15 protein-coding genes and 1 pseudogene are annotated in these 15,488 nt (G+C 61.5%); 2 read left to right on the forward strand and 14 right to left on the reverse strand.

Annotation, left to right across the window (positions count from 1 at the left end; genetic code table 11):
* From MPJ51_RS00235 to MPJ51_RS00285, 11 genes and pseudogenes are all read right to left on the reverse strand, one after another.
* Window positions 1-580: pseudogene (locus MPJ51_RS00235) on the reverse strand (NADH-quinone oxidoreductase subunit D); the annotation flags it as partial.
* Window positions 581-706: 126 nt separating this feature from the next.
* Window positions 707-883 (reverse strand): hypothetical protein, encoded by a 177-nt coding sequence (locus MPJ51_RS00240; protein ID WP_298380986.1) that lies wholly within the window; start codon window positions 881-883, stop codon window positions 707-709.
* A gap of 5 nt (window positions 884-888) precedes the next feature.
* A complete protein-coding gene (locus tag MPJ51_RS00245) occupies window positions 889-1,488 on the reverse strand; it encodes an NADH-quinone oxidoreductase subunit C (protein WP_298380987.1) in 600 nt (199 codons plus the stop codon).
* A gap of 13 nt (window positions 1,489-1,501) precedes the next feature.
* The gene (locus MPJ51_RS00250; protein ID WP_010442777.1) at window positions 1,502-2,035 is read right to left on the reverse strand and encodes an NADH-quinone oxidoreductase subunit B; all 534 of its coding nucleotides are present in this window, start codon (window positions 2,033-2,035) and stop codon (window positions 1,502-1,504) included.
* Window positions 2,026-2,391 carry an NADH-quinone oxidoreductase subunit A gene (locus MPJ51_RS00255; protein ID WP_050602775.1) on the reverse strand — a complete coding sequence of 122 codons (366 nt, stop codon included), beginning with the start codon at window positions 2,389-2,391 and terminating at the stop codon, window positions 2,026-2,028. Before MPJ51_RS00255 ends, MPJ51_RS00250 begins: the two co-directional genes overlap by 10 nt.
* A 187-nt stretch (window positions 2,392-2,578) precedes the next feature.
* Window positions 2,579-3,367, reverse strand: coding sequence for a crotonase/enoyl-CoA hydratase family protein (locus MPJ51_RS00260; RefSeq protein ID WP_298380988.1), 789 nt, complete (start codon window positions 3,365-3,367; stop codon window positions 2,579-2,581).
* 9 nt (window positions 3,368-3,376) lie between these two features.
* Complete coding sequence (locus MPJ51_RS00265) at window positions 3,377-4,231, reverse strand: hydroxymethylglutaryl-CoA lyase (RefSeq protein WP_298380989.1); 855 nt, start codon at window positions 4,229-4,231, stop codon at window positions 3,377-3,379.
* A gap of 78 nt (window positions 4,232-4,309) precedes the next feature.
* A complete protein-coding gene (locus tag MPJ51_RS00270) occupies window positions 4,310-6,241 on the reverse strand; it encodes an acetyl/propionyl/methylcrotonyl-CoA carboxylase subunit alpha (RefSeq protein ID WP_298380990.1) in 1,932 nt (643 codons plus the stop codon).
* Between the two features lie 78 nt (window positions 6,242-6,319).
* Window positions 6,320-7,927, reverse strand: a complete 1,608-nt coding sequence (locus tag MPJ51_RS00275; RefSeq protein WP_298380991.1) for a carboxyl transferase domain-containing protein — start codon at window positions 7,925-7,927, stop codon at window positions 6,320-6,322.
* 7 nt (window positions 7,928-7,934) lie between these two features.
* A complete protein-coding gene (locus tag MPJ51_RS00280; protein WP_298380992.1) occupies window positions 7,935-8,441 on the reverse strand; it encodes a hypothetical protein in 507 nt (168 codons plus the stop codon).
* Complete coding sequence (locus MPJ51_RS00285; RefSeq protein WP_298380993.1) at window positions 8,438-9,964, reverse strand: AMP-binding protein; 1,527 nt, start codon at window positions 9,962-9,964, stop codon at window positions 8,438-8,440. Before MPJ51_RS00285 ends, MPJ51_RS00280 begins: the two co-directional genes overlap by 4 nt.
* Window positions 9,965-10,099: 135 nt before the next feature.
* On the opposite strand from MPJ51_RS00285, the gene MPJ51_RS00290 reads away from it, so the two are divergent.
* On the forward strand, window positions 10,100-10,702 hold the full coding sequence (locus MPJ51_RS00290; protein WP_298380994.1) for an OmpW family outer membrane protein: 603 nt from the start codon (window positions 10,100-10,102) through the stop codon (window positions 10,700-10,702).
* A 45-nt stretch (window positions 10,703-10,747) separates the two neighbouring features.
* Here the strand turns inward: MPJ51_RS00290 and MPJ51_RS00295 are convergent, their stop codons facing one another.
* From MPJ51_RS00295 to MPJ51_RS00305, 3 genes are all read right to left on the reverse strand, one after another.
* Window positions 10,748-11,911 (reverse strand): isovaleryl-CoA dehydrogenase, encoded by a 1,164-nt coding sequence (locus tag MPJ51_RS00295; RefSeq protein WP_298380995.1) that lies wholly within the window; start codon window positions 11,909-11,911, stop codon window positions 10,748-10,750.
* Window positions 11,912-12,097: 186 nt separating this feature from the next.
* A complete protein-coding gene (locus tag MPJ51_RS00300; RefSeq protein WP_298380996.1) occupies window positions 12,098-13,288 on the reverse strand; it encodes a DegT/DnrJ/EryC1/StrS family aminotransferase in 1,191 nt (396 codons plus the stop codon).
* A gap of 40 nt (window positions 13,289-13,328) precedes the next feature.
* Window positions 13,329-14,000, reverse strand: a complete 672-nt coding sequence (locus MPJ51_RS00305) for an HAD-IA family hydrolase (RefSeq protein ID WP_298380997.1) — start codon at window positions 13,998-14,000, stop codon at window positions 13,329-13,331.
* A gap of 133 nt (window positions 14,001-14,133) precedes the next feature.
* On the opposite strand from MPJ51_RS00305, the gene glmU reads away from it, so the two are divergent.
* Window positions 14,134-15,486, forward strand: a complete 1,353-nt coding sequence (glmU, locus tag MPJ51_RS00310; RefSeq protein ID WP_298380998.1) for a bifunctional UDP-N-acetylglucosamine diphosphorylase/glucosamine-1-phosphate N-acetyltransferase GlmU — start codon at window positions 14,134-14,136, stop codon at window positions 15,484-15,486.
* Window positions 15,487-15,488: the final 2 nt, after the last annotated feature.

The raw sequence follows: 15,488 nt of genomic DNA on the forward strand, positions 1-15,488 counted from the left end.
ATTCGTGGCTCCACGCCTCGATATCGTCCAGCAGTTCCGGCGGCAGGTCCTGATGCACACCACCGGGGCGGAAATAGGCGGCGTGCAGGCGGGCACCACAAGCACGCTCATAGAACACCATGAGCTTTTCGCGTTCTTCGAAGCCCCACAGAGGCGGGGTCAGAGCACCCACGTCCATCGCCTGCGTGGTCACGTTCAGCAGGTGGTTCAGGATGCGCCCAATCTCGGAATACAGCACCCGGATCAGCGAACCCCGGCGCGGCACCTCAACCCCGGTCAGCTTTTCGATGGCCAGACACCATGCGTGTTCCTGGTTCATCGGCGCCACATAATCCAGACGGTCGAAATACGGCAGGTTCTGCAGATACGTCCGGCTTTCCATCAGCTTTTCGGTGCCACGGTGCAGCAGGCCGATATGCGGATCGCAGCGCTCGACAATCTCGCCGTCCAGCTCAAGCACCAGACGCAGAACCCCGTGTGCCGCAGGGTGTTGCGGGCCGAAGTTGATGTTGAAATTGCGGATCTTCTGTTCTCCGCTCAGCGCGTCCGTGCTGCCGTCATCGTATCTTGAGCCGTCCATCAACGCCCCCGTTTGTTCTTCTTCGCCTCAGCCCGGACCCGGACCTTTTCGGCTTCGGCCGCTTTCGCAGCGGCCCCTGCAAGCAAGACGCCCAAAGCGCCCAAAATGATCAGTTCGCCCATCATGTCAGCGCCGCTCCATCTCTTGCAGGTTCATCGCCATCAGCCACAGCAGGACAATGACCACCGGAGAGATGACGCACGCATACGCCCAGTTCTTGTTGATCCCGAAATGTGGCAGCAGCTTGAGCATTGGCACAACTGTCGCCACGACCAGAATGATCCAGATCAGGAACTCGAACATGATGGTTACTCCTGTTTCTCATCCCCCGGCAGAATGTAGTTCGCGCCCTCCCACGGGGACATGAAATCGAACTGACGGTATTCCTGCACGAGTGAGACCGGCTCGTAGACCACGCGCTTTTGCGCCTCGTCATAGCGGACCTCGGTATAACCGGTGGTCGGGAAATCCTTGCGCAGCGGATAACCGCGGAAGCCATAATCGGTCAGGATGCGCCGCAGGTCCGGGTGGCCCGAGAACAGGATGCCGAACATGTCGAACACCTCACGCTCGAACCAGTTGGCCGAGGGGTGAACGTCGACGATCGAGGGCACCATGTCTTCCTCGCGGATCGAGACCCGCAGGCGGATGCGCTGGTTCTGGTACATCGACAGGAAGTGATAGACCACATCAAACCGTTTCGCGCGTTCTGGGTAGTCAACGCCAGTGATGTCCACAAGGGTCGAGAATTTGCAGGTCTGGTCGTTTTTCAGGAATTCGATGAATTCCACCAGGTTCGACGGGGCCACATCCACGTTCAACTCGCCATGGGTGACGTCCCAGGACAGAACGCAATCGGTCCGTTTCAACTCCAGCTGCGCGCCGAGTTCCTTGAGTGCTTCGCTCATCAGCTCTCTCCCCTCAGCGGACAATGGTGCCGGTGCGGCGGATTTTGCGTTGCAGCTGCATCAGGCCGTACAGCAACGCCTCGGCGGTCGGAGGGCAGCCGGGGACGTAGATGTCCACCGGAACCACGCGGTCACAGCCGCGCACCACCGAATAGGAATAGTGATAATAGCCGCCGCCATTGGCGCAGGAGCCCATCGAGATCACATAGCGCGGTTCGGGCATCTGGTCATAGACCTTGCGCAGCGCGGGGGCCATCTTGTTGGTCAGCGTCCCGGCCACGATCATCACGTCCGACTGACGCGGGGAGGCGCGCGGGGCAATCCCGAACCGTTCCGCATCGTAACGCGGCATCGAGGTGTGCATCATCTCAACCGCGCAGCAGGCCAGACCAAAGGTCATCCAGTGCAAGGACCCGGTGCGGGCCCAGTTGATAATGTCCTCGGTCGAGGTCAGCAGAAACCCTTTGTCCTGCAGCTCGGCATTCAGGGCCTGGGTGGCGACTTCCTTGTCGACGCCGGCGGTGTTTGCACCCGTCATCACTCCCATTCCAGGGCCCCCTTCTTCCATTCATAGGCAAAGCCGATGGTCAATACGCCCAGGAACACCATCATGGACCAGAAACCCACATCGCTGATGTCCTTGAAGCCCACGGCCCAGGGGAACAGAAAGGCGATTTCCAGATCGAAGATGATGAAGAGAATCGAGACCAGATAGAATCGGACATCGAACTTCATCCGTGCATCATCGAAAGCGTTGAAACCGCATTCATATGCGCTGACCTTTTCGGGGTCGGGATTGCGGACGGCAAGCACCACAGCCGCTAGAATCAAGACGATTCCAAGGCCTACAGCAACGGCCAGAAACACCAGGATCGGGAGATATTCCCGCAACAGGTCTTCCACGAATAGCTCCTTTCCTGCGCATATCCCAAGCGGGCGCGCCGTCAATTGGCGTGTTGACAGGACATTCTCTATCCGCGCGGGGTCAGAGGGTCAACCAAACTCAGGCGCGCGAGGGGCTAATTCTGGGCTTGCCAAGGGTCCCGACCGGGTCACGAATTTGGCGAATCCCCCGGGGCGGAACATCATGTTAAACCTGACTATTCCATGCAGGTTTTCTCTTCTCGAAAAAGGCCGCGATCCCCTCTTTCGCCTCATCCGTCTCCCAGCGTTCGACCAGTGCCCGGATCGTGTGGTCGATGACGGTGTTGTCAATACGCGGCCCAAGCGCCCGCACCAGTTCCTTGGCCGAGGCCACAGCACCCGGGGCGCAGGACAGGTAAGGCAGGGTTTCGGCCTCAACCGCATCGGCAAGACCCGCCGCAGGCACCACCTTGGCCAGCAGGCCCAGATCGACGGCTTCTGTCGCATCAAACAGCCGGGCCGACATGAACACCCGCCGCGCGCGCGCCTCGCCCATGCGGGCAATCACATAGGGGCCTATCGTGGCCGGGATCAGGCCCAGACGGGTCTCGGTCAGACCCATTTTCACGCTGTCCACGCCGATGGCCACATCACAGACCGCGGCCAACCCGACGCCTCCGCCAAACGCATTGCCCTGAACGGCACCGATCAACGGCTTGGGCATGGTGTTCAACGCCTGCAGCATTTCCGCCAGCTTGCGCGCCTCGGTGAACCGCGTGTCCGGATCGGCGGCCATCTGGTCCTGCATCCAGCCCAGATCACCGCCCGCGCAAAAACTTTTGCCTGCACCGGTCAGCACCACAACCCGGACCGCATCGTCGGCGCCCAACTGTTGGGCCGCCTGTGTCAGTTCGGAAATCATCCTGGCCGACATTGCGTTGTGCTTGTCCGCACGATCCAGTGTCAGCGTCGTGACGCCGCGCGTGTCCGTGTTCAGCGAAATGGTTTCAAACATATGCGCCCCTCATGATGCCCGCAGGGCGCGCGCCATCTGTGCCGCTTCTTCCACAATCGCCGGGTCGAGGCCGGTCTGATAACCAAGCCGCTCAAGATGCGCCACCACAGCTTCGGTTGCGACATTCCCTGCGGCCCCCGGCGCATAAGGGCACCCACCCAGACCACCAACCGCCGCATCGAAAGTCCGAACGCCCAGCGCAAGGGCGGCATCAATATTGTCGATGGCCCGCCCATTGGTGTCATGGAAATGCCCCGCCAGCCGGGTCACCGGGACCCGCTCGCGCACCGCCAGCAGCATATGTGCGACGGTATCCGGCGTACCCTGCCCGATCGTGTCCCCCAGCGACACTTCATAGCAGCCCAGCGAGAACAGCCGATCCGCAACCTCGGCCACCTTTTCTGGCGGTGTCGGGCCATCATAAGGGCAGTCGGTCACGCAGGAGACATAGCCGCGTACCGGCAGGTCAATATGGCGCGCGGCCTCAAGGATCGGGGTGAACCGGTCGATGGATTCGGCAATCGAGGCGTTAATGTTGGCTTTCGAAAACCCCTCGGAGGCCGAGGCAAACACAGCGATTTCGTCCGCATTGGCCGCCAGCGAATCCTCATACCCTCGCATATTGGGCGTCAGCGCCGCATAGCGAACACCTTCGGCCCGGGTGATCCCCGCCAGCACATCCGCGCTGCCTGCCATCTGTGGCACCCATTTCGGCGAGACAAAACTTGCCACCTCGATCCGGTTGAACCCGGCGCGCGACAGGCAATCCACCAGCGCCACTTTCTCGGCCACCGGGATGTCGCGTTTCTCATTCTGCAACCCGTCCCGCGGACCAACCTCGAATATTTCGACCCGTTCGCCCATTTCAGCGCCCCTCCCGGCTTCTTCTCGTTTCAAATACGGCTGACCCGACCGTGCCACAGACGGTGCGGTCGCGATAGATCACTCCTCCTCCAACCGCACCAGCGCCGCGCCGGCCTCGACCTGAGCGCCCGCTTCGGCCAGCACCTCAGCCACCACGCCATCGCGCGCGGCCAGCAGAGAGTGTTCCATCTTCATCGCCTCCAGAATGGCCAGCCGATCACCCTCCTGCACCGTTTGCCCGGCAGAGGCGAAGACGGCCTTGACCAGACCGGGCATCGGGGCCTCGATCACATTGGTGTCCCCTGCGGCGCTGGTGTCGCGGTCCAGCGGATCAACAATCCCAAAGCTCTGGCCGTAGTTTTCGAAAACAGTGATCTCGGCACCACTGACGGCAACAGGCGGCATCACTTGGCCGTCGATCAGCCACCTTCCGGCTTTGCGTTCAGCCACCAGCCTGTCCTCTCCGACCTGCCAGATTTGCCGAACCGGTCCTTCGACCTGCACATCCAGATCGAAAAGTTCATCCCCCTGTCGCAGCTGGACCGCACGATGCAGCGGGGCCCAGAGCGAGAACCCGGTTTCCGCGTCAGTCTCAACCAATCCCAAGGCCGTCATCGCCGCCGCCACGCTGACGGCCGCCGAATGCGGGGGCTCTTGCACCAGCCCGTCCAGATCGCGCCCGATCAGCCCGGTATCCACGTCGCCCGAGGCAAAGCCCGCATGCCGCGTCAGCGCACCGAGAAAGGCCAGATTGGTGACGGTCCCGGCAACTTCCGTTCTTTGCAGGGCGCGATAAAGCCCGTTCAACGCAACCGCACGCGTGGGTCCATGCACGATCACCTTGGCGATCATCGGATCATACCAGGGGCTGATCGTATCTCCTGCGCGCACGCCGCTGTCGGCCCGGCATCCGGTTGGAAAATGCAAATGCGTCAGGGTCCCTGTCGCAGGCAGAAAGCCCTTGGGCACATCCTCGGCATAAAGCCGCGCCTCAAAGGCGTGGCCGTTGATCGACAATTCCTCTTGCCGCTTCGACAAAACTTCACCCGAGGCAACCCGCAATTGCCATTCCACAAGGTCGATACCGGTGATCGCCTCGGTCACAGGATGTTCCACCTGCAGGCGCGTGTTCATCTCCATGAACCAGAACCGATCCGGGCGCAGCCCGTCCGAGGCATCAACGATGAATTCAACCGTGCCCGCGCCCTTGTACCCGATCGCCTCAGCCGCGCGCACACCCGCCTGCCCCATCGCCTCGCGCATCTCAGCGGTCATGCCAGGGGCCGGAGCCTCCTCAATCACCTTCTGATGCCGCCGCTGCAGCGAGCAATCACGTTCGAACAGATGCACCGCATGGGTGCCATCGCCAAAGACCTGAACCTCGATATGGCGGGGCTTGGCGACGAACTTTTCGACCAGAACGGCGTCATTGCCAAAGGCCGTACGTGCCTCGCCCTGCGCGCTGTCCAGCGCCGCTGAGAAATCCTCGGGCCGTTCAACCAGCCGCATCCCCTTGCCGCCACCACCGGCGACAGCCTTGATCAGCACCGGATATCCGATGGTTTCAGCCGCCCCCGCCAAATGCTCAGGGTCCTGATTGTCACCGTGATAGCCGGGCACCACGGGCACACCCGCCTGCTCCATCAGCACCTTGGCGGCATCCTTGAGACCCATCTTGCGGATCGCATCCGCCGAGGGGCCGATAAAGATCAACCCAGCGGCCTCGACCGCGTCCACGAAATCCGGGTTTTCGGACAGGAACCCATAGCCCGGATGGACCGCTTGCGCACCTGTGTCGAGCGCCGCCTGAATGATCATGTCGCCCTTCAGGTAACTCTCCGCCGGAGCGGCACCACCGATATGGACGGCTTCATCCGCCATCTGCACGTGTTTGGCGGCAGCATCCGCATCGGAATAGACAGCAACGCAGGAGATCCCCATCGCCTGTGCGGTTTCCATGACGCGGCACGCTATCTCACCCCGATTGGCGATCAGAATTTTATTGAACACGATCTTTGCCTCCTCGGTGAAAAATCCTTCGACGAAGGATTTTACGTGAGAATTTTCGACGAAAATTCTCTGCCATCATTACATCCGGAACACGCCGAAACGTGTTTCCTCAATCGGGGCATTCAGCGCGGCGCTCAGCGACAAAGCCAGCACATCGCGCGATTTGCGCGGGTCGATGATGCCGTCATCCCAAAGCCGGGCCGAGGCATAGAGCGGGTGCGACTGTTCCTCGAACATATCCAGCGTCGGGCGTTTAAACTCGGCCTCCTCCTCGGGCGACCAGGTGCCTCCCTGCCGCTCGATCCCGTCGCGTTTGACGGTGGCCAGCACGCCTGCGGCCTGCTCGCCCCCCATCACCGAAATGCGCGAGTTCGGCCATGTCCACAGGAACCGAGGCTGATAGGCGCGGCCCGCCATCCCATAGTTCCCCGCCCCGAACGAACCACCAACCAGCATGGTGATCTTGGGCACCGAGGTCGTCGCAACAGCCGTCACCATTTTGGCCCCATGCCGTGCGATACCTTCGTTTTCATACTTCCGCCCAACCATGAACCCGGTGATGTTCTGCAGAAAGACCAGCGGCGTTTTACGCTGCGAACACAGCTCGACAAAATGCGCACCTTTCTGGGCGGCTTCGGAAAACAGCACGCCATTGTTGGCGATAATCCCCACCGGGCACCCTTTGACATGGGCGAACCCGGTCACCAGAGTCTCGCCAAAGCGCGGCTTGAATTCATCGAACCGAGAGCCATCGACCAGACGCGCAATCACCTCGCGGATATCATACGGCGTGCGCAGATCGGCGGGGACGACGCCGAGAATTTCCTCAGGATCATACGCGGGCTCCTCGGAGGCCTCAAACCGTAGGCCGGGCTTTAGCCCGGCACCGCCCAACGACCCCACCGCGCGGCGCGCCAAAGCCAGCGCATGCGCATCATCCTCAGCCAGATAATCCGCCACGCCGGACAGACGAGTGTGCACGTCGCCACCACCCAGATCCTCGGAACTCACAACCTCACCCGTCGCGGCCTTGACCAGAGGCGGTCCGGCCAGAAAGATCGTGCCCTGTTCCTTGACGATGATCGTCACATCCGACATCGCAGGCACATAGGCCCCACCCGCCGTGCACGACCCCATCACCACCGCGATCTGAGCAATCCCCTTCGCGCTCATCCGCGCCTGATTGTAGAAGATGCGGCCAAAGTGGTCGCGGTCGGGAAAGACCTCATCCTGATTGGGCAGGTTCGCGCCGCCACTGTCGACCAGATAGATACAGGGCAGATGGTTTTCCTCGGCAATCTCCTGCGCCCGCAGGTGTTTCTTGACGGTCATCGGGTAATAGGTGCCGCCCTTCACGGTGGCGTCGTTGCACACCACCATGACCTCGCGCCCCTGCACCCGGCCAATCCCCGCGATGACCCCGGCGCAAGGAGCAGCGTCCCCGTACATCCCATGCGCCACTGTCGCGCCGATTTCCAGAAACGGAGACCCCGGGTCCAACAGGTTCGCCACCCGCCGACGCGGCAGCATCTTGCCCCGAGAGACGTGCCGCGCCCGGGATTTCTCTCCCCCGCCCATGCGGGCGGCCTCGGCTGCGACGGAGACTTGTGCCAGCGCGTCTAGATGGGCAGTGCGGTTCGCCTTGAAGCCCTCGGAAGCGGACATGGCTTTGGATATGAGTTTCATGGCACCCCTATTCAGTATTTTCATTTTCGGATAACCAAGCCCGTTCGACTATCCGCGCCGCGCGCCAGCCTGCCAAAGCATCGGTATAAGAACATACTGCTGCTTCTGAGATGTCCTCAACGTCAATTTTTTTGCAATCAGGCAGCGGCAAAATAGGTCCAAGACCAATTTTGCTTTCAAAGATTTCTTTTGCCGTAGGAAGGGCTTCGAAACCTAACTTGCGCTCGTCAGGAATTCGCTGCCATCGGATGTCAGCATCACGCCGCATCCAATTTGTGACCTCAACAAGACAATATTCGTTCTTCTCTAAGTCGAATGCATATTCGCACATTTTGCGAGCGTGGCTAGCGCACTCCCCGTCCATGATACTCGCCAACTCAGTATTTGGAATACTGTTTGAACAAAATTGCAGAAGGGTAGTGACGCTGAGTTTGTCCTCATTGGCAGCCAGCGCGCCAGACATCTGAACAAAGCCCAATACTGTTAAGAGCAGTATTTTTACAATTGCTTTCATTGACTAACCTCCCCCGCCGCCCAGCGCTTCAATTCCTTCCGAATAACCTTCCCCGTCACCGTCATCGGCAGTTCCTCCAGAAACGCCACCTCACGCGGATAGGAGTACTGCGCCAGACGGTCCTTGACCCATCCCTGCAACTCCGCCTCTGACACCTCTGCCCTCGGTTTCAACACCACATAAGCCTTCACAATCTCGGTCCGCATCGGGTCGGGCTTGCCGACCACGCCTACGGTCGCCACTGCCGGATGGGTCAGCAGACAATCCTCGATCTCAGCCGGGCCGATGCGGTAGCCGGCCGAGGTGATCACGTCATCCTCGCGGCCGACGAAGCGCAGATAGTCGCCTTCCCACACGCCGCGGTCTCCGGTGATCAGCCAGTCGCCTCGGAACTTGTCGGCGGTTGCCTCGGACCGGTTCCAATATTCCAACAGCATCGAGGCCGAACCGCGCCGGATGGCTACGTCGCCCTCTTCATCCGTCGGTTGGCCTTGCTCATCAATCACCGCAACCTCGTGCCCCGGCACCGGTTTGCCGATGCAGCCGGGACGCACCGGGAAATCTTCGGCACAGGAGGACACGACCATGTTGCATTCGGTCTGGCCGTAGAACTCGTTGATGGTCAGACCAAAGGCTTGCCGCCCCCAGGCCAGTATCTCGGCCCCCAGAGGCTCTCCCCCTGACGCGACCGAGCGCAAACCGGGGATCGCCTGATCCGCCGCCTTGAGCATCCTCAGCGCCGTCGGGGGGAAGAACACATTCCGCACACCACCGCGCGCCACCACCTCGGCGCAAGTCTCGGGCGTGAACTTGTCCAAACGCGCCGCAACGACAGGTACGCCCAGCGCCAGACCGGGCATCAGTACGTCAAACAGCCCTCCGATCCAGGCCCAGTCGGCGGGGGTCCACAGGCAATCGCCATCGCGCAGGTGGTTGTGGCTGATCGAGACACCCGGCAGGTGCCCGGTCAGCACCCGGTGCCCGTGCAGCGCCCCCTTGGGGCTGCCGGTGGTGCCCGAGGTGTAAATCAGCACCGCCGGGTCCTCGGGTCCGGTATCCGCGAAAGGGACCGGGTCGCCGGCCTCGCCGATCTGATCCACCAGCAGAGGCTCGGCCAGATCACCCAACTGTGCTGCACCCTCGGCATCAGTCAGAACCAACTGCGCGCCCGCATCGCCGATACGAGAGGCCAGCGCGCCCTGCTGGAACAGCTTGAACAAGGGCACCGAAATCGCCCCGATCTTCCAGATCGCCAAATGCGCCGCCGCACACCACGGCGATTGGCTGAGCAGCACTCCAACCCGATCCCCCGGCTGAACCCGGCGCAACAGAGCCCGGGCCAACCCATCAGTCATCCGGGACAACTGCCCATATGTGACAGAGGTCGCCTCTGCCGCCGCAAGGTCGATCACGGCCACCTGATCGGCGCGATGATCGAGACACTGCCGCGCCATGTTCAGGCGGGCAGGCACATCCCAGCCACCCTCAGGGCGCAGACACGGTATGCGCTCAGCGGGAACCATCGCAGCAACCCCTTGTTTTCATGATACCTTCACCTGTTTCCAGCCCCCAGAAACCTCATGCATTTGATGCAGATCAGAGTCGCCTGTGCCAGCGCCCGTCAAAAGGGACGCATTAACGAAAGCAAAGGCATGCATATGACTAAGAACCTCGCCGCTTTGACCCTGTCCACCGCGCTGGTTGCGTTGGCCGCGCCTGCATTGGCGCAATCGCAGGGCGACTGGACCCTCGGCATTGGGGTCGGCTATTTGAACCCGAAATCCGACAACGGCACGCTTGCGGGTGCCAATGCCACCATCGATTCCGATGTCCGCCCGATCTTCACTGCCGAGTATTTCATCCGCGACAATCTGGGGATCGAGCTGCTGGCCGCCACGCCCTTCAAGCACACCGTCGCCCTGAATGGCAGCGACGCGGCCACCGTCAAACACCTGCCACCCACCCTGTCGCTGAACTATCACTTCCCCACCAACAGCGCATGGAAGCCCTATGTCGGTGCCGGTCTGAACTACACGATCTTCTTTGATGAGCAGACCGCAGCGGGCGATCTCAAGGTCGACAACTCCCTTGGGGTCTCGCTGCAGGCCGGTCTGGATTACATGATCACCGAGAAAGGCGCCGTGCGTCTGAACGTGCGCTGGTTCGACATCGACTCGGACGTCACGCTGAATGGTGCCAATATCGGCACGGCCGAGATCGATCCTTGGCTGATCGGCGTATCCTACGTCCATCGTTTCTGATCCTTTGATCGCTGCGCCCCGCGGTTTTGCAGCCGCGGGGTATCCTCACAGCATCTTGTTCATCATTTCCCGCCCGATCAGCATCCGACGGATTTCGCTGGTGCCCGCGCCGATCTCCATCAGCTTGGCGTCGCGGAAAATACGGCTGACCGGGGCGTCCGACAGGAAGCCAGCGCCGCCCATGGCCTGCACCGCCTGATGCGCCTGTACCATCGCCTGTTCCGAGGCATAGAGACAACAAGCCGCCGCATCCTGACGGGTCACGTCACCCCGGTCACAGGCTTTGGCGACCTCATAGACATAAGCCCGGGCCGAGTTCATCGCGGTGTACATATCGGCGATCTTGCCCTGCATCAGTTGGAATGAGCCAATCGGTTGACCGAACTGTTTACGCTCGGCCAGATAGGGCATCACCTCATCCAGACAGGCCGCCATGATGCCGGTGCCGATGCCCGCAAGCACCACGCGTTCATAATCCAGCCCGGACATCAGAACGGCAACACCGCGTCCCTCTTCGCCCAGAACATTCTCGAACGGCACCTCCACATCCTCAAAGATCAGTTCTGCCGTGTTCGACCCCCGCATCCCCAGCTTGTCGAAATGGGGCGAGGTCGAAAACCCCGCCATCTCTTTCTCGATGAGAAAGGCGGTAATCCCCTTCGATCCCGCATCCGGGTCGGTCTTTGCGTACACCACCAGAGTATCCGCGTCCGGCCCGTTGGTGATCCAGTATTTGTTACCGTTCAGCCGGTAGTGATCATTGCGCTTTTCCGCGCGCAGCTTCATCGACACAACGTCGGACCCGGCCCCCGGCTCGGACATCGCCAGCGCGCCCACATGCTGACCCGAGATCAGGCGCGGCAGGTATTTCCGCTTCTGCTCGTCAGTCCCATTCAGCTTGATCTGATTGACGCACAGGTTCGAATGCGCCCCGTATGACAGCGAAACCGAGGCCGACGCGCGCGCCACCTCCTCCACCGCCACCGTATGCGCCAAATAGGACATTCCCGCGCCGCCGAACTCTCCGGGCACGGTGATGCCCAGCAGGCCCAACTCGCCCATCTCCGCCCACAACTCGTTGGGAAAAGCGTTCGAAGCATCGATCTGCGCCGCCATCGGCTTGACCCGCTCCTGCGCCCAGCGATGGACCACCTCGCGCAGGGCATTCACATCCTCACCCAGATCGAATTGCATCACCGCCGTGAACATCCGCGCTCTCCCCTTCGCATCATCGCATGTCGCTTTAATGAACAAGTGTTCAATAACTGAATACCAGCGAATCCCCAAACGGTCAATCTTTGCAAAATCCCCATGCGGGAAACGCAAAATGCCGCCCCGTTCGGGGGCGGCATTTTTCAAAGGATAAAGTGTGCGCCGCAGGCGCACTCCGCTGGATTACGACTGGAAGACAGCCCCAACCTCGGCCCGGATGATGCGGGCGATCAACTGGCAATCCTCCAGCGAGAAGGTCAGCGGCACCCGCATGTCCATGATCGACGCCAACACCCGGTCGCTGGCAGGCATCGGCGCACTTTCTGCATAACGCCAACTGTCATAGCGAGAGGTAAACCCGGCAGGCTCGGCCCCGCCGAACCACTTCAACTCGACCCCGCGCGCGGCGCAGCGGCGGATCACCTCGGCGATCTGCTCAGGTGCCCAGTCGAGCAACAGGAACTGGATGGATGAGCCGACATAGGTCTCGGCCTCGGGGCGCTCCACGACACTCAACCCCGGCGTACCGCGCAGGCCCGTCTCGATCTCGACGTAGCGCTCATTCCAACGTTCCACCTGCCGGTCCAGATCGCGCAGCTGCGGACGTAGAATAGCCGCCCGCAGGTTGTCCATCCGGCCCGACACGTTGGGCGTGGTGTATTTGACCCGCTCAAAAACCTCGGGGTCCGGCGCAGCCAGGTGGCGTTCATACAGCATATAGGACCCCGACAGCATCGTCGCCTTGGCCGCCAAATCCTCATCATCGGTGACCAAAAGGCCGCCCTCACCGGAGTTAACATGCTTATAGGTCTGGCACGAATAGCACCCGATAGCCCCCTGCCGGCCCGAGGCCTGCCCCCGCCACGCAGCCCCCATCGTATGGGCGCAATCCTCGATCACCACGACACCTGCCGCGTCGCACATCTGCATCAGCCGGTCCATATCGCACAGATGCCCGCGCATATGGCTCAGCATCAGAACGCGGGCCAGCGGCAGCTTGGCCTCCAGATCGTCCAGATCGATAGTCAGGTCTTCGGTCACGCCGACAAAAACCGGCTTACCCCCGACCGAGGCAATTGCGCCGGGCACCGGGGCCAGCGTAAAGGCATTGGTCAGCACCGCATCACCGGGCTGCACGCCCACCGCCCGCAGCGATGTGGCCATCGCATAGCCGCCCGAGGCCACCGCAAGGCAATATTTCGCCCCCATCTGCGCGGCGAATTCCTGTTCCAGCAACGCGGTTTCACCCAACTCACCTTCAGCCACATTGTAGCGGTGCAAGCGGCCATGGCGCAGCACGGCCAGGGCGGCCTCGATCGCGTCTTCGGGGATGGGTTCCTGCTGGGTAAAGCTACCCGTGAAATTCTCTGTCATGATCCATGTAGTGGAGCGCATGCGGACCCGGGTCAAGGGATCATGCGGCCACTCCGATAAGACCGGATACAATTTCCGGCAAATCATCAAAATGATGCAGCAACGCCTCGGGCTCCAGCGCCGCCATATCCTCACCCGACGGACCAAAAGTGACTAGAACCGAGGGCACCCCTGCCGCCCGCGCCGTGTTGCGGTCGGTATCGGAATCGCCGATCAGCACGCAGTGATCCGGGTGCCCCCCGGCGCGGCGGGCGGCCTCGCGCAGCGGTTCGGGGTCAGGTTTGCGCACCGGCAGCGTGTCCGCGCCGACCAGTGACACGAACCGATCCCGCACACCCAGACGGGTCAGCAGCAGATCGGCCAGACCTTCGGGCTTATTGGTGCAGATGCCCACGCCGTAGCCTGCGGCCTGCAAGGCATCGACCGCCTCAAGCGCGCCGGGGTAGAATACGGTGTGGGTGTCAATGTCCTGCGCATAGGCCTCCAACAGCACGGGATAATAGTCGTTCACCGTATCCTCGGAATAGGCCCCCACCCGTTTCAGCCCATGGGTCAGCATCATCCGCCCGCCCCGCAGGGCGACCCCGGCATCCTGCCCGTGGATCAGCACATCGCCATGGCCCATTTCGCGAAAACAATGATTTGCGGCGGCCAGCAAATCACCCGACGTATCCGCCAGAGTTCCATCCAGATCAAAGATCACACTGCGCATTCTGCCTCCAATCCCGGCGGGTTTTCGCCTGTATCTGTTGCAAACGGCAATCTTCTTTGATGGTCGAACCGCTTGCGCCTTTGACCCCAGCGGATAAAACGGACCGCATCAAAACAAAAGAGAAAACGAGTTCATGAGTATTGCCCTTGTCATTCTGGCCGCCGGGAAAGGCACCAGAATGAATTCGGATCTTCCCAAAGTGCTGCACCCTATCGCGCAGGCCCCCATGCTGGTGCACGCCATGCGCGCAGGCGCGATCCTGTCGCCCGAACGCACCGTCATCGTCACCGGTCACGGGGCCGAGGCGGTCGGCAAAGTGGCCGTGGCCGAGGATGAGACCGCGCAGATCGCCGTTCAGGAAGAACAGCTGGGCACCGCCCATGCGGTCGCGCAGGCGCGCGCGGCGCTTGAGGGGTTTTCGGGCGATATCGTGGTTCTCTATGGCGATACGCCCTTTCTACAGCCCGACACGCTGGAACGGATGATCGCCGCGCGGGCCGAGAATGATCTGGTCATTCTGGGGTTCGAAGCCGCCGATCCTGCCCGCTATGGCCGTCTGATCATGCAGGGCAACACGCTGGAACGGATCGTCGAGTTCAAGGACGCCTCGGATCAGGAACGCGCGATAACCTTCTGCAACTCGGGCCTTCTGGCCTGCGATGCCGAGACGCTGTTTTCCCTGATCGACGCGGTGGACAACGACAATGCCTCGGGCGAGTATTACCTGACCGATGTGGTTGAAATCGCACGCAATCGTGACCTGAAGGTCACCGCCGTCGCCTGTGACGAGGCGCAGACGCTGGGCGTCAACTCCCGCGCCGATCTGGCCGCCGCCGATACGGTGTTCCAGACCCGCGCGCGCGCCGAGTTGCTGGAGCTTGGCGTGACCCTGATGGCCCCCGAAACCGTCTATCTGGCTGCCGATACGATCATTGGCCGCGACACGGTGATCGAACCCAACGTGGTCTTCGGCCCCGGCGTGACCGTCGAAAGCGGCGCCACGATCCGCGCCTTTTCGCATCTGGAGGGCTGCCATGTCAGCCGGGGCGCCATTGTCGGCCCCTATGCCCGGTTGCGCCCGGGCGCGGAACTGGCGGAAAACACCCGCATCGGCAATTTTGTCGAAATCAAGAATGCCGAGATCGCCGAAGGCGCCAAGGTCAATCATCTCAGCTATGTCGGCGACGCCTCGGTCGGGGCGGCGACCAATATCGGGGCGGGGACGATCACCTGCAATTATGACGGGGTGATGAAGCATCGCACGACGATTGGCGAAGGCGTTTTCATCGGTTCGAACACCATGCTGGTCGCCCCGGTCACCGTGGGCGACGGCGCGATGACTGCTACCGGCACGGTGGTGACGCGGGATGTTGAGCCCGACTCACTCGCCGTGGCCCGTTCACGGCAAGAGAACAAAGCGGGATATGCGAGTAAATTGTTTCAAATGTTAAAGGCGAAAAAGGCTCGCCGCGATAAAGGGGCCTGAAC

Source organism: Ruegeria sp., from assembly GCF_028066395.1.
Classification (GTDB): Bacteria; Pseudomonadota; Alphaproteobacteria; order Rhodobacterales; family Rhodobacteraceae; genus Ruegeria.